This is a genomic window from Acidocella sp. MX-AZ02 (assembly GCF_000306035.1).
In the GTDB taxonomy this organism is placed as follows: Bacteria; Pseudomonadota; Alphaproteobacteria; order Acetobacterales; family Acetobacteraceae; genus Acidocella; species Acidocella facilis.
This window is the reverse complement of sequence record NZ_JH976208.1, coordinates 464,421-486,890: the sequence shown is the minus strand read 5'-3', so window position 1 is coordinate 486,890 and position 22,470 is coordinate 464,421. Positions and strand designations below refer to the sequence as shown.

General features: G+C 63.6%; 31 protein-coding genes. 16 read left to right on the top strand and 15 right to left on the bottom strand.

Annotated features, from left to right (window positions below):
- Positions 1 to 421, top strand: a 421-nt coding sequence (locus MXAZACID_RS10555) for a hypothetical protein (protein ID WP_008494322.1), incomplete at its 5' end; no start/stop codon positions are given.
- A 444-nt stretch (positions 422 to 865) separates the two neighbouring features.
- Here MXAZACID_RS10555 and MXAZACID_RS10550 read toward each other — a convergent pair.
- Positions 866 to 1,654, bottom strand: coding sequence for a hypothetical protein (locus tag MXAZACID_RS10550; protein ID WP_008494321.1), 789 nt, complete (start codon positions 1,652 to 1,654; stop codon positions 866 to 868).
- A gap of 100 nt (positions 1,655 to 1,754) precedes the next feature.
- Positions 1,755 to 2,024 carry a helix-turn-helix domain-containing protein gene (locus MXAZACID_RS10545; RefSeq protein ID WP_008494320.1) on the bottom strand — a complete coding sequence of 90 codons (270 nt, stop codon included), beginning with the start codon at positions 2,022 to 2,024 and terminating at the stop codon, positions 1,755 to 1,757.
- Positions 2,025 to 2,111: 87 nt separating this feature from the next.
- Between MXAZACID_RS10545 and MXAZACID_RS10540 the strand changes: the two genes are divergently transcribed.
- Positions 2,112 to 2,345, top strand: a complete 234-nt coding sequence (locus MXAZACID_RS10540) for a hypothetical protein (RefSeq protein ID WP_240376611.1) — start codon at positions 2,112 to 2,114, stop codon at positions 2,343 to 2,345.
- Positions 2,346 to 2,435: 90 nt separating this feature from the next.
- Here the strand turns inward: MXAZACID_RS10540 and MXAZACID_RS10535 are convergent, their stop codons facing one another.
- Complete coding sequence (locus MXAZACID_RS10535) at positions 2,436 to 3,332, bottom strand: LysR family transcriptional regulator (protein WP_039885297.1); 897 nt, start codon at positions 3,330 to 3,332, stop codon at positions 2,436 to 2,438.
- A 105-nt stretch (positions 3,333 to 3,437) separates the two neighbouring features.
- Between MXAZACID_RS10535 and MXAZACID_RS10530 the strand changes: the two genes are divergently transcribed.
- From MXAZACID_RS10530 to blh, 4 genes are all read left to right on the top strand, one after another.
- Complete coding sequence (locus MXAZACID_RS10530; RefSeq protein WP_008494317.1) at positions 3,438 to 4,229, top strand: SDR family oxidoreductase; 792 nt, start codon at positions 3,438 to 3,440, stop codon at positions 4,227 to 4,229.
- 88 nt (positions 4,230 to 4,317) lie between these two features.
- Positions 4,318 to 5,181: an alpha/beta fold hydrolase gene (locus tag MXAZACID_RS10525; protein WP_008494315.1), complete on the top strand. Its 864-nt coding sequence runs from the start codon at positions 4,318 to 4,320 to the stop codon at positions 5,179 to 5,181.
- Positions 5,182 to 5,242: 61 nt separating this feature from the next.
- Positions 5,243 to 5,635, top strand: coding sequence for a hypothetical protein (locus MXAZACID_RS10520; protein ID WP_008494314.1), 393 nt, complete (start codon positions 5,243 to 5,245; stop codon positions 5,633 to 5,635).
- 48 nt (positions 5,636 to 5,683) lie between these two features.
- A complete protein-coding gene (gene blh / locus MXAZACID_RS10515; RefSeq protein WP_333489938.1) occupies positions 5,684 to 7,039 on the top strand; it encodes a bifunctional sulfur transferase/dioxygenase Blh in 1,356 nt (451 codons plus the stop codon).
- A gap of 425 nt (positions 7,040 to 7,464) precedes the next feature.
- On the opposite strand, the gene MXAZACID_RS10510 is transcribed toward blh, so the two are convergent.
- The 9 genes from MXAZACID_RS10510 to MXAZACID_RS19770 all read right to left on the bottom strand — a co-directional run bounded on the left by MXAZACID_RS10510 (position 7,465) and on the right by MXAZACID_RS19770 (position 14,099).
- The gene (locus MXAZACID_RS10510; RefSeq protein WP_083878659.1) at positions 7,465 to 8,628 is read right to left on the bottom strand and encodes a DUF4236 domain-containing protein; all 1,164 of its coding nucleotides are present in this window, start codon (positions 8,626 to 8,628) and stop codon (positions 7,465 to 7,467) included.
- A gap of 80 nt (positions 8,629 to 8,708) precedes the next feature.
- The gene (locus MXAZACID_RS10505) at positions 8,709 to 8,975 is read right to left on the bottom strand and encodes a hypothetical protein (protein WP_008494311.1); all 267 of its coding nucleotides are present in this window, start codon (positions 8,973 to 8,975) and stop codon (positions 8,709 to 8,711) included.
- 143 nt (positions 8,976 to 9,118) lie between these two features.
- Positions 9,119 to 10,354, bottom strand: coding sequence for a site-specific integrase (locus tag MXAZACID_RS10500; RefSeq protein ID WP_008494310.1), 1,236 nt, complete (start codon positions 10,352 to 10,354; stop codon positions 9,119 to 9,121).
- Positions 10,355 to 10,499: 145 nt separating this feature from the next.
- Positions 10,500 to 10,775 (bottom strand): AlpA family transcriptional regulator, encoded by a 276-nt coding sequence (locus MXAZACID_RS10495; protein WP_008494309.1) that lies wholly within the window; start codon positions 10,773 to 10,775, stop codon positions 10,500 to 10,502.
- 239 nt (positions 10,776 to 11,014) lie between these two features.
- Positions 11,015 to 11,641: a hypothetical protein gene (locus tag MXAZACID_RS17825; protein WP_008494308.1), complete on the bottom strand. Its 627-nt coding sequence runs from the start codon at positions 11,639 to 11,641 to the stop codon at positions 11,015 to 11,017.
- Complete coding sequence (locus MXAZACID_RS10485) at positions 11,638 to 12,027, bottom strand: hypothetical protein (RefSeq protein ID WP_008494307.1); 390 nt, start codon at positions 12,025 to 12,027, stop codon at positions 11,638 to 11,640. Before MXAZACID_RS10485 ends, MXAZACID_RS17825 begins: the two co-directional genes overlap by 4 nt.
- Before the next feature lie 206 nt (positions 12,028 to 12,233).
- Positions 12,234 to 12,920, bottom strand: coding sequence for a hypothetical protein (locus tag MXAZACID_RS10480; protein WP_240376610.1), 687 nt, complete (start codon positions 12,918 to 12,920; stop codon positions 12,234 to 12,236).
- 11 nt (positions 12,921 to 12,931) lie between these two features.
- Positions 12,932 to 13,402 (bottom strand): hypothetical protein, encoded by a 471-nt coding sequence (locus MXAZACID_RS10475; RefSeq protein WP_240376609.1) that lies wholly within the window; start codon positions 13,400 to 13,402, stop codon positions 12,932 to 12,934.
- Positions 13,403 to 13,706: 304 nt separating this feature from the next.
- Positions 13,707 to 14,099 (bottom strand): hypothetical protein, encoded by a 393-nt coding sequence (locus MXAZACID_RS19770; RefSeq protein WP_205619791.1) that lies wholly within the window; start codon positions 14,097 to 14,099, stop codon positions 13,707 to 13,709.
- Positions 14,100 to 14,142: 43 nt separating this feature from the next.
- On the opposite strand from MXAZACID_RS19770, the gene MXAZACID_RS10470 reads away from it, so the two are divergent.
- From MXAZACID_RS10470 to MXAZACID_RS10455, 5 genes are all read left to right on the top strand, one after another.
- A complete protein-coding gene (locus MXAZACID_RS10470) occupies positions 14,143 to 15,246 on the top strand; it encodes an AAA family ATPase (RefSeq protein WP_205619790.1) in 1,104 nt (367 codons plus the stop codon).
- 107 nt (positions 15,247 to 15,353) lie between these two features.
- Positions 15,354 to 15,833: a hypothetical protein gene (locus MXAZACID_RS10465; protein ID WP_008494302.1), complete on the top strand. Its 480-nt coding sequence runs from the start codon at positions 15,354 to 15,356 to the stop codon at positions 15,831 to 15,833.
- An 86-nt stretch (positions 15,834 to 15,919) separates the two neighbouring features.
- The gene (locus tag MXAZACID_RS10460) at positions 15,920 to 16,366 is read left to right on the top strand and encodes a hypothetical protein (RefSeq protein ID WP_008494301.1); all 447 of its coding nucleotides are present in this window, start codon (positions 15,920 to 15,922) and stop codon (positions 16,364 to 16,366) included.
- A gap of 239 nt (positions 16,367 to 16,605) precedes the next feature.
- Entirely contained in the window at positions 16,606 to 16,734 is a 129-nt protein-coding gene (locus MXAZACID_RS20305; RefSeq protein WP_256378777.1) for a hypothetical protein, read from the top strand.
- Positions 16,735 to 16,850: 116 nt separating this feature from the next.
- Entirely contained in the window at positions 16,851 to 17,297 is a 447-nt protein-coding gene (locus tag MXAZACID_RS10455) for a hypothetical protein (RefSeq protein ID WP_008494300.1), read from the top strand.
- Between the two features lie 84 nt (positions 17,298 to 17,381).
- On the opposite strand, the gene MXAZACID_RS19340 is transcribed toward MXAZACID_RS10455, so the two are convergent.
- Positions 17,382 to 17,546, bottom strand: a complete 165-nt coding sequence (locus MXAZACID_RS19340; protein WP_205619789.1) for a hypothetical protein — start codon at positions 17,544 to 17,546, stop codon at positions 17,382 to 17,384.
- Positions 17,547 to 17,611: 65 nt separating this feature from the next.
- On the opposite strand from MXAZACID_RS19340, the gene MXAZACID_RS10450 reads away from it, so the two are divergent.
- The 4 genes from MXAZACID_RS10450 to MXAZACID_RS10435 all read left to right on the top strand — a co-directional run bounded on the left by MXAZACID_RS10450 (position 17,612) and on the right by MXAZACID_RS10435 (position 20,373).
- On the top strand, positions 17,612 to 18,475 hold the full coding sequence (locus tag MXAZACID_RS10450; RefSeq protein ID WP_008494298.1) for a hypothetical protein: 864 nt from the start codon (positions 17,612 to 17,614) through the stop codon (positions 18,473 to 18,475).
- A gap of 34 nt (positions 18,476 to 18,509) precedes the next feature.
- On the top strand, positions 18,510 to 19,367 hold the full coding sequence (locus tag MXAZACID_RS10445; RefSeq protein WP_008494297.1) for a hypothetical protein: 858 nt from the start codon (positions 18,510 to 18,512) through the stop codon (positions 19,365 to 19,367).
- A 368-nt stretch (positions 19,368 to 19,735) separates the two neighbouring features.
- Entirely contained in the window at positions 19,736 to 19,969 is a 234-nt protein-coding gene (locus tag MXAZACID_RS10440; RefSeq protein ID WP_008494294.1) for an antitoxin, read from the top strand.
- A complete protein-coding gene (locus tag MXAZACID_RS10435) occupies positions 19,969 to 20,373 on the top strand; it encodes a type II toxin-antitoxin system VapC family toxin (RefSeq protein ID WP_008494293.1) in 405 nt (134 codons plus the stop codon). Before MXAZACID_RS10440 ends, MXAZACID_RS10435 begins: the two co-directional genes overlap by 1 nt.
- Before the next feature lie 365 nt (positions 20,374 to 20,738).
- Here MXAZACID_RS10435 and bla read toward each other — a convergent pair whose 3' ends face one another.
- Positions 20,739 to 21,596, bottom strand: a complete 858-nt coding sequence (gene bla, locus MXAZACID_RS10430) for a class A beta-lactamase (protein ID WP_008494292.1) — start codon at positions 21,594 to 21,596, stop codon at positions 20,739 to 20,741.
- An 18-nt stretch (positions 21,597 to 21,614) separates the two neighbouring features.
- On the opposite strand from bla, the gene MXAZACID_RS10425 reads away from it, so the two are divergent.
- Positions 21,615 to 21,944, top strand: a complete 330-nt coding sequence (locus MXAZACID_RS10425; protein ID WP_144052744.1) for a hypothetical protein — start codon at positions 21,615 to 21,617, stop codon at positions 21,942 to 21,944.
- Between the two features lie 46 nt (positions 21,945 to 21,990).
- On the opposite strand, the gene MXAZACID_RS10420 is transcribed toward MXAZACID_RS10425, so the two are convergent.
- Positions 21,991 to 22,470: putative inorganic carbon transporter subunit DabA (locus MXAZACID_RS10420; RefSeq protein WP_039885177.1), on the bottom strand; the 480-nt coding region annotated here is incomplete at its 5' end.

Sequence of the window (22,470 nt, the reverse complement as noted above, 5' to 3'; positions counted from 1 at the left end):
GCTAGACGAACTGGCCCGATCTGACATGGGAATACGGAATATGATCGAGGCGCGTCTCCATGCTCGCTTCCAAGCAGATGGAGCACTACGCGCGAAGGTCATTGCCCGCGCCGAAGCTGGCACACTGCCTGCCGATGCACTAGCCGGCTTCCTAAGATTGGGAGTGACACTCAACGAGGCTCTGGTGTCTCGACTGTTTCTACTATTCGACCACCCTGAGGTAGGTATACGCCGTGCGGCGATGTTGGTACTCGACCTCTATATATTACCCGCTGTAGCGATCGACGCTGCAATTACAAAGCTTTCTCAAGATCCGTCGAGAGAGATTCGCGATGCCGCTTCGGAGCTTCGACTCAAGCAACTGCGGCTCATCCAAATTGCACTGGGCGAGAAGAAAGCCAAGACTGATAATCCAGGGTGATCTGCCGCTTCGCGTCCCCGCTGCAGTGCTGAACAGGACCAGCATGACCGCCAACTAGCGGAAAGGCTCCGGCAGCTGAGCTGTGCGTCCCCCCAGCTTCCCCTCAGCTTCCCCTCACAATCCCCTCGGGCGGGCGGCGGCGAAGAGCGGCGGTTTGAGGCCAACAGGGGATGCAGCCCGCATCCAACGCGACCGCCGGCATGGCCAGGCGGGGTCATGCGCGGCCCGCAGAGGCGGATAAGGGGTCCTGAAATTTAGTTTCGAACCTACTACGAATCTGAGGGTCAGGAGTTCGAATCTCTTCGGGCGCGCCACGGAATTCCTTGAAATACAAGTGAAAATGGGCCAGCCGGCGACGGCTGGCCCATTAGCGTTTTGGGTCTGCCCACCACTATCCCCTCAACGGCCCCAGAACGCCGCACTTCGCCCGGTGGGAAGCGGCTCTCAGGCCCGCTCCAGAGCCGCGGCTGGTACTTGGCCGCGCCGGATGACACGGAGCGCAACGGCCTGCACCAGCAACGCGGCCGCCGTCGCGGCCAGGAAGGCGAGAAACGTGCCGGCCGGCACCAGGAGCAAGCCAAGGACGAAGAAGAACGAGGCGAAGCCGTACAGCGCCAGCACCATGCCGCGCAGCACCTGCCTCGCCATTTCCGCGCCCCTCATATGGTGCGCGAAGATGGCGAGGATGGCGCCGAACACCGGGAAGCTGGCGAGCATCCCAGCGGTCCGCGGCCCAACGAACGCGGCCGCGGCGGTGAGAACCAAGACCAAGCTCGTCGCCACCACCATGCGGGCGGGCAGATCCCACCAGGGTGCCGCGATGACGCCGCGGGCGGCCACGCGATGGGGAATGAGCCGCGCGGATACCGTGAGCGCCAGCAGCGCCAGGACGAAGAAACCCCAGTGCGGCAGGGGGAACGACCGCAAGAAAAAGCCTACGCACGCGTAGGCGGCAGCTCCACCCGGCAGGGCCACCATCCAACCCCGCCGCGCCAACAGGGCGTACGCGAGGCTGAAGAAGGCTTGCGCGGCCGTGCCAGCCAGGGACCCGTTGCTGGCGGCTGCGGCGAACCCGGGGCCGTACTGGACGGCGAGAAAGACGGCCACAGGCCCGGACGTGAGGGGCAGACCAACGAGCCAGCCGCCGATCGCATCCCCCCAGCGCCGCCCGGCGAGGCTGGCCGCCAGGATCAATAGCGGCGGCAGGACGAGCTTGAAGGCGATCAAATCCATGCCTAGGCGTATGACATGGCAGGCCCGCGAAGGCACCCCGTCATGGAAGCCGCGATGCCATTTCCCATCACCCGGCGGCGCATATGACCCGCCCAAGCCATCATGCAGGCTTCCGCCTCTTCCTTCCCGCCGGCAGCGAGGGCGGCGCCCCATCCTCCGGCCCGGGGTCGGCGAACAGTGCCGCGATCTCCACCCCCAGCGCCGCCGCGATCTTCTCCAGCACCGTCACCGTCGGGTTCTCAAGGCGCCGCTCGATCCGGCTCATGTAGGTCCGGTCCACACCGGCGTCGACCGCGAACGCCTCCTGCGAAACCCCGCGCTCGACGCGAAGCCGTCTGATGTTCACCGCCACTCTCTCCCGCGCGTCCATGGTCGGGCGACCACATATTGCGAAGGCCTATTATTCCACGCATAATGGACCCATGATTGTGAAGAACGGGACAGGTTCGGGGTGGGGGTGCGGGTGCTGCGGGCCGGCGTGATCCCGCCGGCCGCGCTGCTGGTCGGGATCACCTCCCTCGGGGTGATGATGGCCCTGATGCCCGCCAACAGGCTGCTCACCCTGCTGGGCCTGCAGCGCTGGCGGCTGGCCGCGCTGTTCATCCCCCTGGTCGGGCCGTTCGTGTTCATGTGGCTGGTGGCGTTTCCGGGCAGGGCTGCATGTGCGCCTGCGGAAGCCGCGCGGCGGTAAGCCTGCTGAGGGTTCCAAAAGGAAGGGAGCGCTGGGTACCTGCACCCAGCGCTCCTCAACCGTTTCAATGGAATTCAGTGCTTTCAACCCTCAGGGTGCTAGCCTAGCCTGCAACCGTGGAACGCAAAAGTCGATGAAGGCACGAACTTTGTGTGGCACCATATCGTCGTGACTATGCAAGATATGGACTGGAAGACTTGCCGGCGCGAAATCGGAAAGCACCTCCCGCAGCAGGCCTGATCGGAGGGCTGGTCTGACATGATAGCAGAAAACGCGAATGAGGCCCGCGCCGGCAATGCCGGCGTCGATCACTGATTCGATCGCATCAAACATGATGCGGGATCGTATCGGCACGACAGCCAACCCCTCCGGCCGAGCAAAAAGCCATTGCCCCGCAGGATCAAATCCATGGAAGCCAACGCACTCATGCGTTTCCAATTCAGCAAGCGTTCGCGGCTCTCCACGGCGCACCAGGTAGTCCGGGCTCGCGCATACCACGCGGCGGATCGTGCCTATCCGCCGTGCGCGGCGGCTGCTATCTGGCAGTTGGCCAATACGAACAGCAAGGTCGATACGCTCGTCCTGCATGTCCAGCACGCGATCATTGAAGCGGCAATTTAGGCGAACATCGACGAACTGCGCCATGAATTCCACCATGACAGGCACGAGATGCATGCGTCCGAAAACCAGCGGCGCGGTCACCGTCAATTCTCCCCGCGGGCTCTGATACTCGCCGGCTGCCATCCGTTCCGCTTCACCGATCTGCTCCAGCACCTTGCGGCAGGCCAAGACATAGGGAGCACCGGCATCCGTCAGCGTGACCTTTCGGGTGGTACGTTGCAGCAGCTTCGTCCGCAGATGCGCTTCAAGCTCCGCCACGCGCCGACTCACCGTCGTCACCGGTACCCGCAGTTTGCGCGCTGCGGCGGAGAAACTGCCCGTCTCCACCACTGCGAGCAGAGTGGTCATCGCGTCAAGTCGGTCCATGATTATACCACTCCACAGGAAGATGATCACCAATCTTAGCCAATTATCACGCTGAGGAGGAAGGTGCACATTTCCTTTCATCGAAACCCGAAAGGAACCCAAACGATGAACACTTACTCTCGCAAGACCGCCCTGATCACCGGCGCCTCCAGCGGCATCGGTGCCGTCTATGCCGACCGGCTGGCCCGTCGCGGCTATGACCTGATCCTGGTGGCCCGCGATGCCGCCCGCCTGACGGCGGTGGCCGAAGCCGCCACCCGCCATGGCGTGGCCGTCGAGACGATCCGCGCCGATCTGAACGAAGCCACCGATGTCCGCCGCGTGGAAGAGCGGCTGCGCACGGACAGCGCCGTAACCATGCTGGTCAACAATGCCGGTATCGGTGCCGCCCCGGGCCTTGCCAATGCCAATGTCGATGCGCTGGAGCAGATGATCCAGGTGAACGTGACGGCGCCGACCCGTCTTGCCGCCGCAGCGGCCACTGCCTTCTCCGCCGCCGAACGGGGCACCATCGTCAATATCTCCTCGGCGCTTGCTCTCGCGCCGGAGCTTTTCAGCGGCGCCTACAGCGGTACCAAGGCCTATATCCTCAACCTTTCGATCTCGCTCCGCCAGGAAGTAGCGCCGCGCGGTGTGCAGGTGCAGGCCGTGCTGCCCGGCGCCACCCGCACCGCCTTCTGGGGCCCTGCCGGTGAGAGCCTGCCGGCCGAGATGGTCATGGACGCCGAGGAGCTTGTGGACGCGGCACTGGCCGGCCTCGATGCGGGCGAAGATGTCACCATTCCTTCGCTGCCGGACCGCGCCGACTGGGATAGCTTCAATGCCGCCCGCGGCCGGCTCGGCCCCAACCTCTCCCGCCAGCATGCCGCCGACCGCTACGGCAAGACCGCGGCCTGAACGCACCCCGCCCCTCTTGCTCAAGAAAAATCGAACCGCGCTGTGGAGGCCCGAAGGGCCTTACGCGCCATCAGAAGGACAAAATGTCATGACCAGCTTCTCCGAATACCGCGTGCCTACCGCCAACGGCAACGTCTATGTGCGGGACTATCCGGGCAACGGCCCCGCCTTCGTGATGCTTCACGGCTTCCCGGACAACGGGCATATCTACGACGATCTCATTCCGCACCTCGTCGCCGGCGGCCGCCGGGCGATTACCATCGACTTCCTGGGCTTCGGCGCCTCCGACAAGCCGGAGGGCGCGCAATACAGCTTCGCCCAGCAGCGCGACGATGTCGAAGCCGTGCTTGACGCCCTGCAGCTCGACAAGGTTGTGCTGGTCGGCCATGACGCCGGCGGCCCAGCCGCCCTCAACATGGCACTCGTCCATCCAGAGCGCGTCGCCTCAGTCGTGCTGATGAACGTCTTCTACGGCGAGGCGCCGGGCCTTCTGGTGCCGGAGCTGATCGAGCTCTTCTCGCACAAGCCGCTGCAGTCCCTCGCGCGGCATTTCCTGACGAGCCCGCAGCAATTCGCTTGGCTGATCGAGTTCCAGCGCCAGTTGCTGTTGGGAGACGCGGCGCTCACCGGCCAGACCCGCTACCAGGAACTGCTCGGGCCGTTGATCGACGCCAACTTCCGCCAGCAGCCGAGTGCCGCCATCGCCTTCGCGCAGATGACGAGCCAGTTGAAGGATGAGGTCGCGGCGAATACCGGCCGCACCGTGGCGCTCCGCCGGTCGGAGGTGCCTGTGGTGCTCATCTGGGGCCGCAACGACCCCTATCTGCATCTCTCGACGGCGGCCTTCCTCCAGGCCCAACTCCGCAACGTCTCGCTCCACGCGCTGGACGCCGGGCATTGGCCGCAGATCGACGCGGCCGAGGAATCCGCCCGCATCATGCTCAACGCCTGATTACAAGCTGCACCCGGCCAGTGACGGCCGGGTGCGCGTCCTCTGATCCCAGGAACCCGACATGACACGCACGCTTTCGGCCGGCCTTGCCTTGCTCGCCGCCACCAGACCCGGAGAGGCGCAGACTCAGCACCTCCCCGCGCCCACCACCCGCATCTTGGCAATCGGCACGATCACCCCGGGCGCTAGCCTCGCCTCCGTCCGCGCCGTTCTGCCGACCGAGGTGCGCGAGACGGTGAAGCTCTACCTCGCCGGCAAGATCGACCAGTGGTTCTCGCTCGCCGACCGCAACGGTGTGGTGTTCCTGCTCAACGTGACGGATCTCAAAGAAGCTCACGCGATGCTGGAAGCCCTGCCGCTGGGCCAGGCGCATTTGATGCAGTTCCAGCTTCTCCCGCTCGCACCTCTAAACCCCCTGCGACAGCTTCCCGGGTTCGCAGATAGCTCTCCCTGAATGAGACGGCTGACTTGGCGATCGTACATTTCTTGCAGTGGCGGCGAAATGATCCCGCCCTTTTATCAGGAGACTAAAATGCCCGACCACATGGCTATACCTCCCTCCGCGACGCAGATATCAGACAAGCTCTTCATCTCTCCTCAGCCGAGGCTTACGGATTTTCCCGATCTTGCCGCCGCCGGGTTCAAGGGCGTCATCAGCAATCGCCCGGCGGACGAACAGGCCGGGCAACCGCGCCCGGCGGCCGAGCAGCAGACCGCCGAGGCGGGCGGCATGTCCTTCCATTTCATACCCGTGACGACGTCGACAATTACCGAAGCCGATGTGCGATCCTTCCAGAGGGCAGTCTCTGAGGTTCCCGGCCCGGTCTTCGCGCATTGCAGAAGCGGGGTCCGGTCCGCGAGCCTCCATGTCATCGGCGAGGTGCTGGACGGGCGCCTCGCCCGGGAGGACTTGGCCGGCCTCAGTGCCAAATGGGGCATCGATCTTTCAGTTGCCGCCAAATGGCTGGCGCGCGATCAGGAACGGCGGCCGCGTGTCAAGGGCTTCTTCGATCCGCGCACCTTCAGCGCGCAATATGTCGTGTCGGACCCTACCACCGGTCATTGCGCGATCATTGATCCCGTACTGGATTTCGACGAAAAATCAGGCTCTATTGCCACGACGAGCGCCGATGCCATCTTGCGCTACGTGGCAGAGGAGAAGCTGATCGTCCAATGGATCCTCGATACGCATCCGCATGCCGACCATTTCTCCGCCGGCCACTATCTGCACGAAAAGACCGGCGCGCCCACGGCGATTGGCGCGCATGTGGTCGAAGTACAGCGGTTGTGGCGGTCGATCTACAACTGGCCTGACCTCAAGACCGACGGTTCCCAGTGGGACCATCTTTTCGAGGATGGCCAGCGCTTTGCCATCGGCACGATCGACGCACAGGTTCTCTTTTCCCCGGGCCATACGCTGGCATCAATCACCTATGTGATCGGCGATGCCGCCTTTGTCCACGATACGATCTTCATGCCTGATTCCGGCACAGCGCGCGCAGATTTCCCAGGCGGCAGTGCCGAGCGGCTTTGGGAGTCGCTCCAGGCGATCCTGGCTTTGCCGGAGGAAACGCGTATCTTCACCGGCCATGATTATCAGCCCGACGGCCGTGCGCCGCGGTGGGAGAGCACGGTCGCCGAACAGAAAGCCCGGAATAGCCACATTGCTGGAGTAGACAGAGCAAAGTTCATTGCCCTGCGGGAAGCGCGGGACAGAGACTTGCCGATGCCGAAGCTCATCCTGCACGCCCTCCAGGTCAACATCATGGGCGGGCGCCTTCCCGAGCCTGAGAGCAACGGTCTTCGCTATCTCAAAATACCGGTCAATGCCTTGGGGGATGTGGCGTGGGGGCAGTGATCGCAGAATTTATGCTCAATACCGAGTTATTTGACAAAGATCAGACCGCATGTGCTTGAGAGGTTCGCTGAACCACGTGGGGTAGGTATCTGCCGGACTACGCGGCGGAGGCGACCGCAATTGTCAGGGTTGACAGCCACGAACGGCGGTTCCGCTTTCGACTCGATCATACCGATTAGAGAATGATCGATTCCGTCTATCATCACCCGGAACTGGACTGTCAGGCCCCAACCATCTCAGCTTGGGCAGACAAAAAATTGTACGTAATGGTGCGCTGGGCGAAAAAGCCCAGCGCACCATCGAAATTTCCAGCACTCATACCATCGCGAAGGTGCGCCAAAGAACCTCGCCCAGATGGCGCAGATATGGGCGGCGGTCGCCATGAGTCTGGTCACTTCCCCAGGGAGGTCGACGGCAACCCCAGATTACGCTGATGATGATGTATAACTCAGCGCCAATAGGCTTGCAGATGCCGGACTCATGGGTAGTTCTCGCAAACTGGCCGCGAACCTCTCGACGAGGCCGACCCGCGAGAACTGAGCCAATTCATTCACCCCAGACCGGCTGGACAGGTGCATGGCGTCGTACAGGCAGACCGGGAGCTTGCGATTGCTCTTGAACCGACGATCTGGGCCGCCGCTCTTGTTGGGGTGCTCCCACGTGTGATCGACGACTTGGGCATCGTTCGGTGGAGAGCCGCTCTCAATGAAACGCGATGGCTGGTGCCTGATTTGGAGATCTCCGTACCCAACGGCGCCGAACTTCTTCCCGTCCTGCACAAGCACGACCTCTGGAAAAAAATAGAACGTGCACCTACCCAATCCAAGTGCGGGCGGCGTGATGTTGCAACGGAGCACCTTCGGCAGGCTGTACCCCAAGCGTGCAGTCTTGCGATTGACCAAGTGATCCGCTCCGGCGTTTCGTTTCCATGTGGTTAGATCATGGACAGCACCTCCAGCCTGGATGTGCCACCGTCCTCGGCAGACCACGAGAGCGTCGTACTCTTTCGTGACCTGTTCGAACTTGGTCCCGGCTTCTGAGTCGAGGTTGTAGAAGAGCACGCTCCTTCGCAGGAACTGATCCAACCATGCACCCGTGGCCCAGGCCGGCAATGCCAGCAGTAGGATGATGATGCTAATCACAGGGCCATTCTGGCCCAAGGAGCCACTCGCCATCATGGCTAACAAGCCAAGGCAGGCAACACCGATGCCAAGCAATCGACCAAGTGGAATCCGCGCTTGCTTGGCATTCAGATCGTCGATCAGCTCCGACACCGAGCAGTCCTGCATCTGCGTGACATCTCCCGACGCTACTTCGACCATCACGACTTGCCCGGCATCGGCTGGTGTGATTGGCTGATCTACCTTGTGCACGGATGCCGGTCGCTGCTGACGAACTGGACGCTGAGAGCGACCGCCACCTATTGAAGCCCTGTAGTAGAGGCCGCCGCATCCCGCTTGGATGTAATGCCCTCGCGGACCGGTTCCAATCCTGAGCCCCTTGACGCCGACCGAAAGGCCAATCCCGGACTTCGACAGATTGAAACGGAACGGACCGGCCGAGACAGACTTGCGCACGTAGAATGGCATGACTTTCCTCTTCTCCAGAAGCTCTCCTATACGTTACGATACAGAAAATTTCACACACCAACCAGCCCCTCGATGGAGCTTCATGCTCTGTCAGACGAACCTCTCAACCACGCCCACATGGCACAGATTCCAGCGGCGGTGAGGACGAGGTCGAGCTGGGGCGCGAGCCGCAGCTCGATTTCCGCGCCCAGCAGCGCCATCACCACCGGCAGGGTGAGGACGATCTTCACCACGGCCGGCAGGCGGTTCCAGAGGCCGCGCTTTCTGGCCTCCGGAGCTGGGGTCTGCCCCTGGCGCGGCGGCACGATCTCGGCGGCGGTGGCGAGCTGGTTCTTCTCGTTCTGCATTGTGGTTCCTTTCGGGTTCTGGTTCGGCGATGCATCGGGGAAGGCGCTTCGGCGCCTTCCCCTTCCTCGTTTTGGGTCTTCGGTTCGGGCGCGGTGGTTGTGCTGGCCTCAGTGGTTGTCGTGGTTCTGCCCGCCTGCTTGGTTCAGGCGGCGTCCCTCGCGCCTTCCTGCACCACGTCCACCTCCGCGCCCTCGGCCTGCTGTGCCTCGGGCAGCAGGTTCCACGCCCGCAGCGCGGTTGTTGCGGTATCGATCAGCCTCTGCGGCGAGTGGTGCGCGTACCTCGTCGTCGTGCTGAGCTGGCTGTGGCCCAGCACGGTGCCGATCTCGTTCAGCGGCGTGCCGGCGTTGGCCAGGGCGCTGGCGAAGCTGTGCCGCAAATCGTGGATGCGCAAATCGTCCGGCAGCCCCGCCGCTTTCTTCGCCCGCACCCAGGCGCCGCGTACGCCCTCCACCGGCTTGCCCGGCAGGCGGGCGCTGGGGAAGACGTAAGGGTTCTCCGGGTGGATGGACCGCTTGGCGAGCTGCCGCTGGAGGATCGCCACGGCCACCGGCGAGAGCGGGATGTGCCGGGTGCGGCCCGATTTCGAGCGCGGCACGGTGAGGATGCAGCGCTCAAGGTCGACGTTCTCCCATTTCGCCTGCAGCGCCTCGCCCCGGCGGGCACCCGTGACAGCCAGCAGCGCCAAAACCGACGCGGCGGTCTCGTCCTTGTCGCCGGCCAGGGCGCGGAAGAGCGCTTGCGTTTCCGCCGGGGACAGGTACTTGTCGCGGTGCTGCTCCCTGAGCATGCCGGGCGAGCTGGCGGGGGTCTTGCCCTCGTAGAGCTCCCATTTCAGGGCCTGGTTGAACATGGCGCGTAGGGTGGCGAGGTGACGATTCACCGTTCCGTTGGCCAGGCCCTCCGCCTGGAACCTCCTGCGCATCTCCGCGACATCGGCCTGTGTGACCTCGTCCAGGGCCTTCTTTCCGATGGCGGGCAGGATGCGCAGGCGCAGATAGGCCTCGACGTTGTGCGCTGAGCGCTGGGGCTCCTGGACGTGCGGCAGGTATCTGTCCCGGGCGAACTCCTCGACGGTGGGCACGGATTTGAGCTTCGCCTTCTCCGCCACCGGGTCGCCGCCCAGGCTGACCTCGGCCTTGAGCTGCTCGGCGCGCCTGCGGGCCTGGTCAACGGTGACGTCGCCGAGGCGGCCCAGCCTGATCTCGTGCTGGCGGCCGCGCGCGTCCTTGTACCGGAAGTAGAACGTCACGGTGCCGCGCCGCTGCTCGGCGATGAAGCCGACGAGGCGATCGTCGAAGATGCGCTGCTTGACAGCACCTTCCGCGAGCGGCGGCAGCTTCTGCATCGTGGTGCGGGTGATGGTGATCGCGGCCATGGGGTTCCTTTCCATTGGCTGGATGGATGGGGTGGATGGGCATGGGGGTCATCGGGGTCTTGGGCGGTGATGCCTGGCGCGGGCATCTCGCCCAGGTGGACGTGCCGCTTCCGGCGCCGGGCCGAGAGCAGCAGGCGGACGATGCTCACCCGGCGGTGCTGCTGCGGCGGGCATTCTGGATGAAGGCTTCCAAATCGTCCTGCTTGTACCGGACGTACCGGCCCGAGAGCTTGACGTAGGCCGGCCCGGTGCCGGCCCCGCGCCAGCGCTCCAGCGTCTCCGGCGAGACGCCAAGCAGCTCACCCGCCTGGCGGGCGGTGAGCAGCTTCATCGGCGCCGGCGGTTCGGTGGTGGCGGCGGCGGTGATCGTGCTGGTCGCACTGTCGCCGTTCTCGGCGGCGGTGGTCATGTGCTTGGCCATGTCGAATTGTCTCCATGTCTGACGCCGGGGCGGGCTTGCCCCGGCTCGTCCATGGAGGTGTTCGCCGACCCAACTTTGCCGCCAAAAACCTTCGCTGGTCCGCGTTGGCCTGCGAGGAAGACGGCAGGGCCGCGCTTACAGGTTCAAAATTCGCGAGGCGCGTTGGCGACCAATTCTCACATCCTGCCTTGCTGCCTGCCCTGCCCTATTCGGCCATGCCAGTTTCTCTGGCTTCTGCCCTACCGACCTTCGCCGGCTTCACCCGCCGCCAGACGCGCGAGCCGCACGCGCCTGATTTCGGCGGCCAACGCCTCGCGCACCGCGTTGCGGCAGGTCCACAGGCGCGAGAGATACGGCGCCCGCTCCGCCCAGTCCCGCAGCGCCTCGTCCACGACGATCAGGATTTGCTCAGGCACGATGCCCTCCCGGCGGCTTTCGGGGTCGGGGCAGAGCTCGATCGCCAGGTCGCCGGAGCGCGCCTTGGTCCAGCTGTAGGGTGAGGTCACGGCGCCGGGGCAGAATTCCACCCCGGCGCCGAGAGGCTCGCCCGCCTGCATCTGCCTGACCGCTTTGCCCAGCGCCTCCAGCACGGCGAGCGCGCCGCCCTCCGGCACCCGCCCGTATTCCAGCGCCGCGCGGGCCTGCGCCACGAGGATCAACTGGCGCAATGTCCAGCCCGCCGGGGCGGAGCAGACCGTGCCGTACCGCACCGGCAGGCCGAAGCCGTCGCCGCCGGTGTCCAGAATCGCCACCCAGAATTTCTGCGTCCAAAAGGCCTGCACATCCGCGTTGGTGAACAGCGCGAAGCGCTCGCCGTCTCCGGTGCGGCGCACGGCGACGATGGATGTCTCATCGAAGTCGATCATCGGCCCGCTCCTCCTTCGGCGCACGCAACAGGCGTCGCGGCACTGGAGGATGATTCCGTTTTGGTTCCGTCCGACAGATCAGACAGGCCGACACTGTCCACCTCGAACACCAGCCAGAGGTCATCGCTCTCGACGGACACAGCCACGCCCTCGGGAATTTTGAAGGCGTTGATTTCTTCCTCGTGGGGATCGTCGTTGAGGCGGAACAGGTCGGCCGGCTCGCGCACTTCGATGCCGAGCGTCTTGAAATACTTGACGATGCTGAGCGGGTCCTCGCCGGTGCGCACGGCCTCGTCGAATTTGATCCGCTGCACCTCTGGCAACTTCTCGATGCCTGAGTAGCGCCGCAGCAATTCCTCCAGCGTGTGGGTCTCATGTTGGTCCATGTGGTGGGGCTCCAGACGCAGGAAGCCCCGCCTTTGCAGGCGGGGCCTCCTGCTGGTTCGGGGTGGATGGATCGCCCGGGCTGCAACGGCCTGGGCGAGAGCATCACATGCGGCTGAGCGGTTGGGCTTTGGCGCCGATGCGCCACGCCGTGCTAGGCATCTTCCTCCATCTATATTGGAGGAAGTAACGAGGCGGGTGGGCCGGTTCAGCCCAGGTTCGTCTCCGCGTCGCAATCCGCCACGTGCGCCGCCCAGCGCGCCCTGGCCCGCTCCGCCTCCAAGGCCAGCGCCGTGCGCACCTCGCGCCGCGCCTGCCAGCAGCTCCTTCTCCACGGCGTGACCCGCAGCCAACTGGTCAATGCCATTTCGATCACGGTCAGAAGTTGCTCGGGCGTGACGCCGCGCTGCCGCGCCTCGGCATCCGGGCACAGCTGGATGGCGAACTGCCCTGCCCTGGCCAGGCTCCATGGAAACGGCGAGGCCGGACTGCCCGGCGGCGCCGGCTCAAAGGAAACCGGCGGCACCGCCCAGCCATCCTGGGGCTCACGGTGCATTGCGGCGGCGCGGTCCAGGTGGCGGACGATCTCGGCCAGGACGGCCTCGCCGGAATGCGCCTGCTCCGCCTCGAACCGGGCCAGCGCCACGGCCAAAAGCTGGGTCAGGCTCCAGCCGTCGAAAGCGTTGAGAGTGGCGAGGCGGATGAACGCGCCACCATCCGCGACCTCGACCGCCGCGCCCCAAAGGCGCAGTGGCCGGCCCGGAATCAGATCAGTGGAGATAAGCGCGACATCGCGCCCGGTGCTGGTCGCGCGCCACGCGACGTTGTCGCGGCCGCTTCCGCCCCCAGCAGTGGATGCGGGCCTGGCGGATGCGGTCGGGGTGCTGGATTCCATGGCCGCCTCGTTCATTTGGTGAAGACCGCCCATTGGCCATCCGGAACGAGAAAAACGGCTATTCCTTGCTCGATGCGGTAGGCCTGGATTTCCTCCTCGCCGGGGTCGGCGCAGGCTGCAAAGAGCTCTTCCAGGTTCTCGATCTTCGTGCCCAGATCGGCGAAGTATGGAAGCAGATGCAGCGGATCATCGCCGCGCGCCAGGGCATCGGCAAGGCGCACGTGCGGAATGTGCCGGGGCAAATCGTGGCCCTCGGCGTGCTGGCGGACCAGTTCGTCCAGGATGCGGATCTGGGGCGGAAGTTGTGTCATGTCGATGGTCTCCAAGGCGCGGGGTGGCCAGCCCTCAAAGGCTGGCCACCCCGTGCCGACCGGGGTTGCTGGGCCCGCACCGCGCGGGCGAGACCATGACATGCGCTCCAGCCGGGACGCCGCCGCGCCCTGGGTGGTGCAGAGGAAGAACGGAAGGGTCAGGCGCTTCACGGCGCCTGGCCCTTCCGTTCCACCCACCCCCAGCCTTCGACGGTCGGAGACCGGGGAAGACGAAGCGATCTCAACTTAGGCAAAAAAGTGCGGGCAACATGTCACTGTGGGGGTGGGGGCTTTAAGGCCCCCACCCCCACAGTGACATGCCATCGCCCAGGCCGGCGTGACGTTTCGCCGCCGAGGCCGCCAAAGCCCAGGCGGGCCTGGGCATGACCCGCGCGGGGCAACTCAGTCTCCAAGCGAGAGCCGACAAGCTTTGCTTCCACGAGATGAGCGGAACCGTGCCATCGAGACAATCACCTCATCCCTTCAAGGGGATGAGGTGATTGTCGTGCGGGAAAAAGCCAGCCCATTCAAGCGCCCCAGCGCGCGGATCGGACAGCGCCAAAAATTCTTCCACCACCTCTTGAACCAGTTTGGCGCCAGCACATTTGATGCAGTCCCCCGCCGCCATCCTGGCTGCGGGGCGACGACCACCAAAAACGCGGAGAAGCCAAATTCTCAATGCCAGCATCGCCCCCTCGGGCGACAAGGTGAATAATTTCGCGCTGCCGACCTTCACGCCCGCGACGGATGCCACGCATCCCGCAGTGGGCGACGCGGACAGCAACGCCGGGGCGCCAATGGCGCATGCAGCCCCCGAGGATGGGGGCGATGAAGAAACGAAGAACCAGGAGAGCGCGAACAGCGCCAAGCTGGCCGAGACCGAACAGGAACAATCCGCGGGCACGGAGGAAATGCTGCTCGGCGGCGTTTCCGCGCGGGCGGTCAACGCCGCCTTGCCGCCTGGCCCGGATGGGGGCAAGGCCGATGGGCCCGATCAGCCTACCAACCGCCATGAGCGGCGCGCCTATCCGGCTACCCATGACGGGGCGCCGGCACCCTCGCGGCTGCCGGTGGCGCCGCCGCTGGCAAACGGCCCCGCGCATGCGGGCAACACCGGCGAGGCTGTGCCGGAAACGGGTGAAGGAGGTGGCCAGGGCATCCCGCCCGCTTCGCGGAACCTGGTGCTGACCAGCCTTTCGGGCTTCGCCGACGTCATCAACCAGCCGAATGATCCGGTCATCGGCTCGCTGGAACCGGGGCTTCTTGGCAAGATCATCGGTGTGCCGGGCATCAGCAAGAGCACCGCCGTCCTCCACATGGGCGTGGCCACGGCCGGCGGCCGCCCGTTCGCGGGGCTGGATGTGCCGAGGCCGCAGAGGGTGCTGATCTACACGCCCGAAGACCCCGACAAGGAGATCGCCCGGCGGCTGTATGCCGCCTGCCGCGAGCTGGGCGCCGATGAGGAAATCGTCGACCAAAACCTCCAGGTCGCCAGCTTCAGGCGCGGCGGCCCGCTGCTGGCGAAGGCCGTCAATGGCGGCCAGGAACTGTCGGAGCTTGGTGAAGAGCTGCGCGATGCGATCCGGGATCACCGCGCGCGGCTAGTCATTTTCGACCCCCTTGTGGAAGTCCACACCGCCCCGGAATCGGATAATGGCGAAATGCACGGGGTATTCAGCGCGTTCCGCGATCTCGCGCGCAACAACAACTGCGCCATCCTCATCACCCATCACGTCACCAAGGATGCGAAGGGCAACCTGACCATGTTCAACGGTCGCGGCGCCGGCTCCATGGCCGGGGCGGTGAGGGTCATGTTTGGCCTGGAGGAGATTTCCAAGAAGGAGGCTGATGAAGTGGTGCTGCGGCACTCGGGCAGCACCACGCGGGATTTCGTAACCTTCTCGATGCTGAAGGCGAATTACGAGAAGGTCCCCGGCACCTCGGTCACGCTGAGGCGCGTGGACAATGTGGTCGGCGCCGGCCGCGCGCCCAGCCTGCGGGCGCTCACCGGCTAGCCGCAGGTGTAGCGGATTGGGGGCGGCGTGCGCGGGAATCAGCGTACACCGCCGTACAGAGCCGCGCCCCGGGCGGGCGCGGCAACCCGGAATTTCAAGGACCCTACATGCTGACGATGAAGAACTCCGCCGTGCAGGCGGAAGACAAGCACATTGCGGTCGCGCTCCGTGCGGCATTTGGCATTTCTTCGAGGTTTGACCTTGCGGAGATCGTGGCGAGATTCAAGGAGCTCCGCGAGGACAATATCACCCCCGCGGATGGTTTGATCGAGTTGGGGAAGATGGTCGCCTATCTACGCATGAAGCCCGTGCGGAAGAAGCCGAACCGGACGGTGTGGCCGATGTACATTGTCCGCGACCAAATACATGACCTCTTGGTGCGATACGGTTCCACGAGCACATGGCAGGTCATCAAGTCCATCGCTCTGGATAACCCTGGGTGGATTCCGAAGGAAGACGTGGGGCTCACGCTCCTGTACATGGACCTCGGCGGGGAGCTTGAAATCGACGAGGATGGTGTCTGGGCGGTGGATGGAAGCTTCATCCGCAAAGAGGTCTACGTCCCGGTGGATAGCTCGATTCACTGAAGAAGCAGCAAGCCGCCGTTGAAGGCGGCTTGCTGGCTAGGAGGGCCACGAAGCCCGGGCGGCGCGATCAAAATCGATGTGCCGCGATGGATGCCGGGGAACCGGCATTCGCGCTTCAGACCGAAATCTGGGGCGAATCCTCAAAGGATTTCAATATGCGAGATACACGAATATCCATGGACGAGCGGGCGACCCTGCGACAGGCGCTACAGCAGATGGTGGTAGCGGCAACGCAGATTCTGGCGGTGCTGGACGCCACCGATTTCTTGGAGGTTGGGCCAAGGGCACCACGCCGAGAGGCCCCTGTCGCCGTGAGGATCGAAAAAGTTCTGATGGAGCAAGGAGTAGCTAGCGTGCGGCGGATTAAGTGGGAACTGGCCCATGATGGCCATGGCGAGGTTACGCATGGGTGCGCCAGCGGCACCCTCGACACCATGAAGAAGAGGGGCCTAGTCACCCTCAGCAACGGTCTGTGGCGCTTGGCCATGGACGAGTCGCTTGCCACGGAACCCAACGAGCAGGAAGCCGGCTAACACCTCAAGCAGGCCGATGTATCGAAACGATGGACGGTGGCGGCCCTGAAGGCCGTCGCCGTCCTGATGCAGCTTTTGTGGAGATGCCATGGCCAAGAAGACCAAGGCGTCCAGCCTGAAGGCGCTCGCCGGCTAGAGACGCGGCACTAGCGGCAGGGCTTGGGCTGGTATGCCGTCAGTCAGAGCATGCTGCCACCAAGAATCTGACGGAGCTGCTGGAGATCGTTGAAGGCGCCATCGTGAGGCATCCGACCGTGGCAGGGGAGATGTCGGCGATGCGCGATGAAATCCTCGAACTCATTCGGCTGAAGGCGCGGCGGGAGAAGCTGCTCGTCCGCCGGTCGGCCGTTTCAAAAGCAGGCCGATGAACGCGGCCAGGATTAAATGGCCAAACACTAGGAACACGAAGCTGAGCGGCCATTCAGGTTCAAATACCGATGCGCGGCCGAGCCATCATCACGACAAGCAAGGAGAGTTCGTGACCATGAACATCAAGACCAAGAAGCTGACCACCGCTGCCGGCAACCTCGAGCTGGTGAACACCCTCGGCGCGGGGCTGGGCCTGCCCGCCTGCACCGACGCCGGCGCCTTCATCGCGATGCTCGACGAGAAGATCGATGCCGGCAAGGCTGAACTGACCAAGCTGGCCAGCATGCGGGACACCGTCGCCAGGCTGGCTGGCGGCCGCCGCATCCACCGGCCGTGGACCCCCGGCGCCAACACCATCTACGCCCGCGTCCTCGGCATCCTGCGGCGGCACGGCACCCTCACCCGCCCGCAGATCGCGGACCTCCTCGCCGCCGAGGATGCCGGCGAGATGCCCCTCGGCTCCATCTCCGCCGCGCTGTCGAAGCTCGCCGAGGCTGGCCTGATCGATGGCGGTAGGTTGGGCTGGAAGCTGACTGACGTGGATACCGGCGCGGCCGAGTGAGCTGCGGGGCATCTTCCATATCCTGAAAGTCAAGTAACGGAGCACCTGGGCCGTTTCGGTCCAGGTGCCCTTCTCGCGCCGGGCCTACGCCGCCGCGCGGCGCTTGATCTCGTCCAGCACGGCCAGCAGCGCGTCCGCCGCCTCGCCGCCGAACAGCCCGTCCAACCCCTGGTCGTTGAGGTCGGTGTAGGGCGACTCATACAGCCGCGCCGGGTCCATCACGCCGCTCTCGGTCACTGAACCGCGCAATGTCTGTTTGACCTCTTGACAGATTTGGCAAGAGGTTTCGTTAAGAAGCAGATTGATGATAGAACATGTATCAAACTTTGAGGCGTTTGCTCGGCATGACAATGGGGCTAAAGGACTGGATTGATCTAGCCGGCGCGGTCGGTTCCGTTATTGTGGCCGTAGGAACCGGGGCACTGGCATGGGCTACATTCTCTCTGGCCCGATTCACGAAAGCCACGGTAGCCGATGCAGAGAAGGCCATGCAGCAGGCGGACCAGCATCATCGAGAAAATCTGCGTCCGTTCTGTGTAGTCGAGTTTCGGGAATCCAGTGCGCAAAAGCCATTTGGCGCGGACTTTAACATCCGAACGGCGACCCCAGGGCCACAGTATTTTGCAGGGGATGACAAGCCCTACATTTCGATCAAGGGGCGCTTGTACAACAGAGGGCTTGGGCCGGCAAGGGATGTCGCAGCCTACCTCAACTGGGGCAGCAGTGTTGAGGGCCTGGCATACTGGCTCACGCATCCGATTGTTGTGTGCGGATTGATAGCGGCAAATGAGAGCATCGAAATCAACCTGTCGATTGAGGCGCATCACGTGGCAACCAAGGTTGCAGATGGGAAGCGAGTGTCCACGCAAGCACTCGAATGGGTAGCCAATGATGCCTACGAGGTGGTCTTGCGTTACAGGGATATTTTCGACACTCCGTTCCGCACGATTCATGCACGGGGATTTCTACAAAATTTAGCCGTGGATGTCGCGGTAGCCGGCGGTGACAAGAAATTGGAGGCGCAGCAATCCATTCGCGCGAACAGACCGGCGCCAGTATTTTTGACGGGCGAGCAGCCATGGGCAACCCTGGCAGACAAGCCACAACCGCCGCCGGGATGGCTTGGATCAGTGGACACAGAATTAAGCGTTGAAGCGCCGTTTAGGCATGACGTTTAATTTGCCGTGAGGATAAGCAGGAAATGACAGGCACATGAACGACCAAGCTGCCCCGATGACCCCAACTGAAACGGATGAGCCTGTGGTCATGGTTTCGGGCATTCCCGACATGAACCGCCCACTATACCGAATTTTTCCTTTGTGGTTCTTTGAGGCCGCGTTAACAACAAATGCCGGAAATTTGTTCCTTATTCGTCCCGATGCTTGGGAAGACCCGTACGAGGACATCTGCAGTAAGATAATGTTGCAGACTCCAGACCATAAGCAGAAAATGTTGTCGCCATATCTAAGGCCCGCCTTTGCTCAATGCTGGTCATTCGAGGGGCAATCAGACGCTTTGCTTCGCGCATATTCCAGGGTCAACAGGGACGCGGCGACGGGACGAAATACAGAGCCAAAGTTTGAAGGTGTGCAGGTTAAAACCACCCCGGCAAAGCTTGTTTGCGCCATCAACAAATTTTCCAAGAAGAGAAGGAATTCCGAACTGAAATTTTACCTGGGAGCCATCCAATACTCTGAAAATCCCGGAGGAGAAGTCGCCGCACTGCTTGACCAAGTTGGTCCGGTCGCGATTGGCAAAGGCGACCATCGGGCGGCGTCCCTGTTAAAGAAACGCCTAGCTTTCCGGCATGAAGAGGAAGTCCGCATTATTCTTGTCGGTACAGAAGACATGCGCACAGATCGGTTTCTTGTGGACATCGATCCGAATGAGGTATTTGACGAAGTTTATTTTGACCCCAGACTGATAATGTTTGAGCGTATCGAAAGAGAGCAGCGGACAAGAGAGCTGGGATATAAGGGGTCGTTTGGCCACAACGATCTATATCAGCTGTCGTTCTTCATAACGCCTCTCTCGCAATCCTGGACTGATCAGACGGAGTCTTTAGAGTGATCTAGGCTTTCCGGCTCAACCGCCGTACCTGTGGCGCCAGATGCTGGCATTGTGATGGTACTGATCGGCGAGGCCGTAGGACCTGTAACGCCCGAAACGGCCAATGCAAAAGACGCGACTCCGACTAGCAGGTCAGGGGGACGAGCATACGGATCAGGATCAGGATGCGGGTTCTTCTTGATTACTGAGACCAGACCTGAGCCCGACAGACGTCTTCATGATGTCCCAAGCGTTTTTGACCATGTGATAGAATTCGGGCATCGAGACTGTTCCTACGCCGGAAGTTCCAATAGCAATCGCCCTCTCTGCGGGGGGAAGCCCATTCCCCGGCAATAGACATATGCCACGACATATGCTAACTGAATAGCATGGAACCCACCCGCCACGTCAAGCTCTTCAAGAACGGCCGGAACCAGGCCGTGCGCATCCCCCGGGAGTTCGAGCTGCCGGGCGAGGACGCCGTCATGCACAAGGAAGGCAACCGGCTGATCATCGAGCCGGCGGCACCCAGGTCTCTGCTGACGTTGCTGGCTACCCTACCCGCCTTGGATGAGGATTTCGCGCCGATCGAGGACCTGCCGCCGGACGACGTGGCGCTCTGATGCGCTACCTGCTGGACACCAACATCCTCTCCGATCTCATCCGGCATCCGCAAGGGCGCGTGGCCGAGCAGATCAGGCGCGTTGGGGAAACCGAAGTCTGCACCAGCATCATCGTCGCTGCCGAGCTGCGCTTCGGCGCCGCCAAGCGCGGCTCCGCGCGGCTGGCCACACAGCTCGAAGCGGTGCTGTCCGCGCTGGACATCGTGCCGTTCGAACAGCCGGCGGACGAGTCCTACGGCACCATCCGGGCGCAGTTGGAGCAGGCCGGCACGCCCATCGGCGGCAATGACCTTCTGATCGCCGCCCATGCCAAGGCGCTTGGCTGCACTGTGGTGACGGACAATGAGCGGGAGTTCCGGCGGGTCGAAGGGCTGGCCTGCGAGAATTGGCTGCGGGGCTCGTAGGGGCTTCCCACCACAATCCCCCCGAGCGATCGGCGGCGACGGGCGGTAATCGGGTGCTACCGCGGGGTACAGGCCGTCCGGGTTGTGTGCCACGGTGTAGTGATGGTAGGTCATCAAGGACGACCGCATACGATCAAGGGCGTCCTGGATTTCGTTACGAACCTACTACGAATCTGAGGGTCAGGAGTTCGAATCTCTTCGGGCGCGCCAACTAATTCCTTGAAAATAAAGCGAAAGCGGGTCGGTCCTGGCGGACCGGCCCGCTGGCGTTTTGGCGCCGCCCACCACTATCCCCTCAACGGTCGCGGAACGCCGCAGTTCGCCCGGTGGGAAGCTGCGGCGGCGCCGGCATGCGCGCCGGAGCGTCAGGCCAATTGCGCCCCGACCATCCGACCCACGCCGGCGAGGATGGGCGGCAGGATTTCCGGCTTCGGCTGTCCGCCCTGGGTGTAGGCGCAGATGACGATCGGCCTGTCCGGGGCTGGCCAAGCCACCGCGATGTCGCCCAGCGCGTCCTTGCCGTTGTTGCCGGTCTTGTCCGCCACCTTCCAGCCCTTGGGCAGGCCAGCGCGCAGCAGCGCTCCGCCGGTCTGGCAATTCAGCATCCAACCCGTGAGCCGCGCACGAGAGGCTGGAGAGAGCGCGTCGCCCAGCAGGAAGCGCTGGAGGTCGCCCGCCATGGCGGCGGGCGTGGTCGTGTCCCTCGGGTCGCCCGGCGGCGAGAAATTCAGGCGCGGCTCGGTGTGGTCGAGCCGCGTCACCTCGTCCCCCTCCGCCCGCCAGAAGCGGGTCAGCGCGGCCGGGCCGCCCACGCTCAGCAGCAGCAAATCCGCGCAGGTGTTGTCGCTGACCTCGATGGCCGCCTGGCACATGGCCCCGACCGTCATGCCGCCATCGGCCAGATGAAGCCGCGCCACCGGCGCGTAGTTGGAGAGTTGTGCCGCGCCGTATTGGACGAAGCGGCCGAGCCGCTCCTCGCCCTTGTCGACGCGCGAGAGCACGCAGGCCACCAGCGACATTTTGAAGGTGCTGCACATCACGAAGCGCTCGTCCGCCCGCCAGGACAATGTCCGCCCGGTGGCGAGGTTGCGGGCGTAGATTCCGATGCGCCCGCCGGTCCGGCGTTCGCTCTCCGCCAGGAAGCTGGTTGCCTCATCCGCCCTGGCGGAGGAGGCGCAGAAGGCGGGCAGAGCGGCAAGAAGAACGCGGCGAGGCATGTTCATACCGGGACGAGGAGCAGCTTGGCCGACCCCGTGTCAACATGTTTATCTTGTGCCGGCAGCGCTGCTCATCCTGTTGAGATCAGCATGTTCACGGCACTCACGAAAATTATGGCCTGCGTGGGCGCGGAGCGCACCGCCGGAACCTACGCGAACACGCGCCCAAACTTGGAAGCGAAGCCGAGTATGGTCGGTTGCGCCCTCTTCCTCCAGAAGAGTCTCAATGGTGTAAGGCTGAGCGTCATTGGTTCATCTCCTCACCAAAACCCGCCCATCGGGATGAGCGCATCAAGCCTTTTGCTGGCTGCTCTCATTTTTGTTTGGCTCCGCAATTTCATGCGTTTATCTTGACGCCACCGCGTCGGCCTAAACATATGTTGCGCCCGCCGATCACCGCTCAGACCGCGGCCTCCAGGCGCGCGGATGGCTGCACGAGATGGCGGCCCGCCATGGCCGTCCAGTGCAGATCGCCGGCATAACGCCAGGCCATTTGCCCGGCCTCATCAAGGGCGAAGAGATGCATCCAGCCATGATCGAACAGAGCGCGCACCTCCGGATGGCGGCCGAGGATCTCGGACATGGCGTCGCGCGGCGCCTCGATGCAGACGGATAGGCGCAGCGGATCGTGCGCGTAGCGCGCGCCATCGTGAACCGACTGCCAGGGCAGGCCGGCGCGCAAGCTGCCGCCATTGCCCTCGGCCACCCCGATCCCGCCGATGACGTTGTGCAACAGCTTGTTGCCGCTGCCGAACAAGTCCGGCGCCACGGTGGAGCCGTAATATTGCAGGCTGATCCAACTGGCGACGACGATCGGCGCGGTCATGATCAATTCCAGAACCCCAAAGCCCTTATCCTGCTTCCAATCGTAATCATGCAG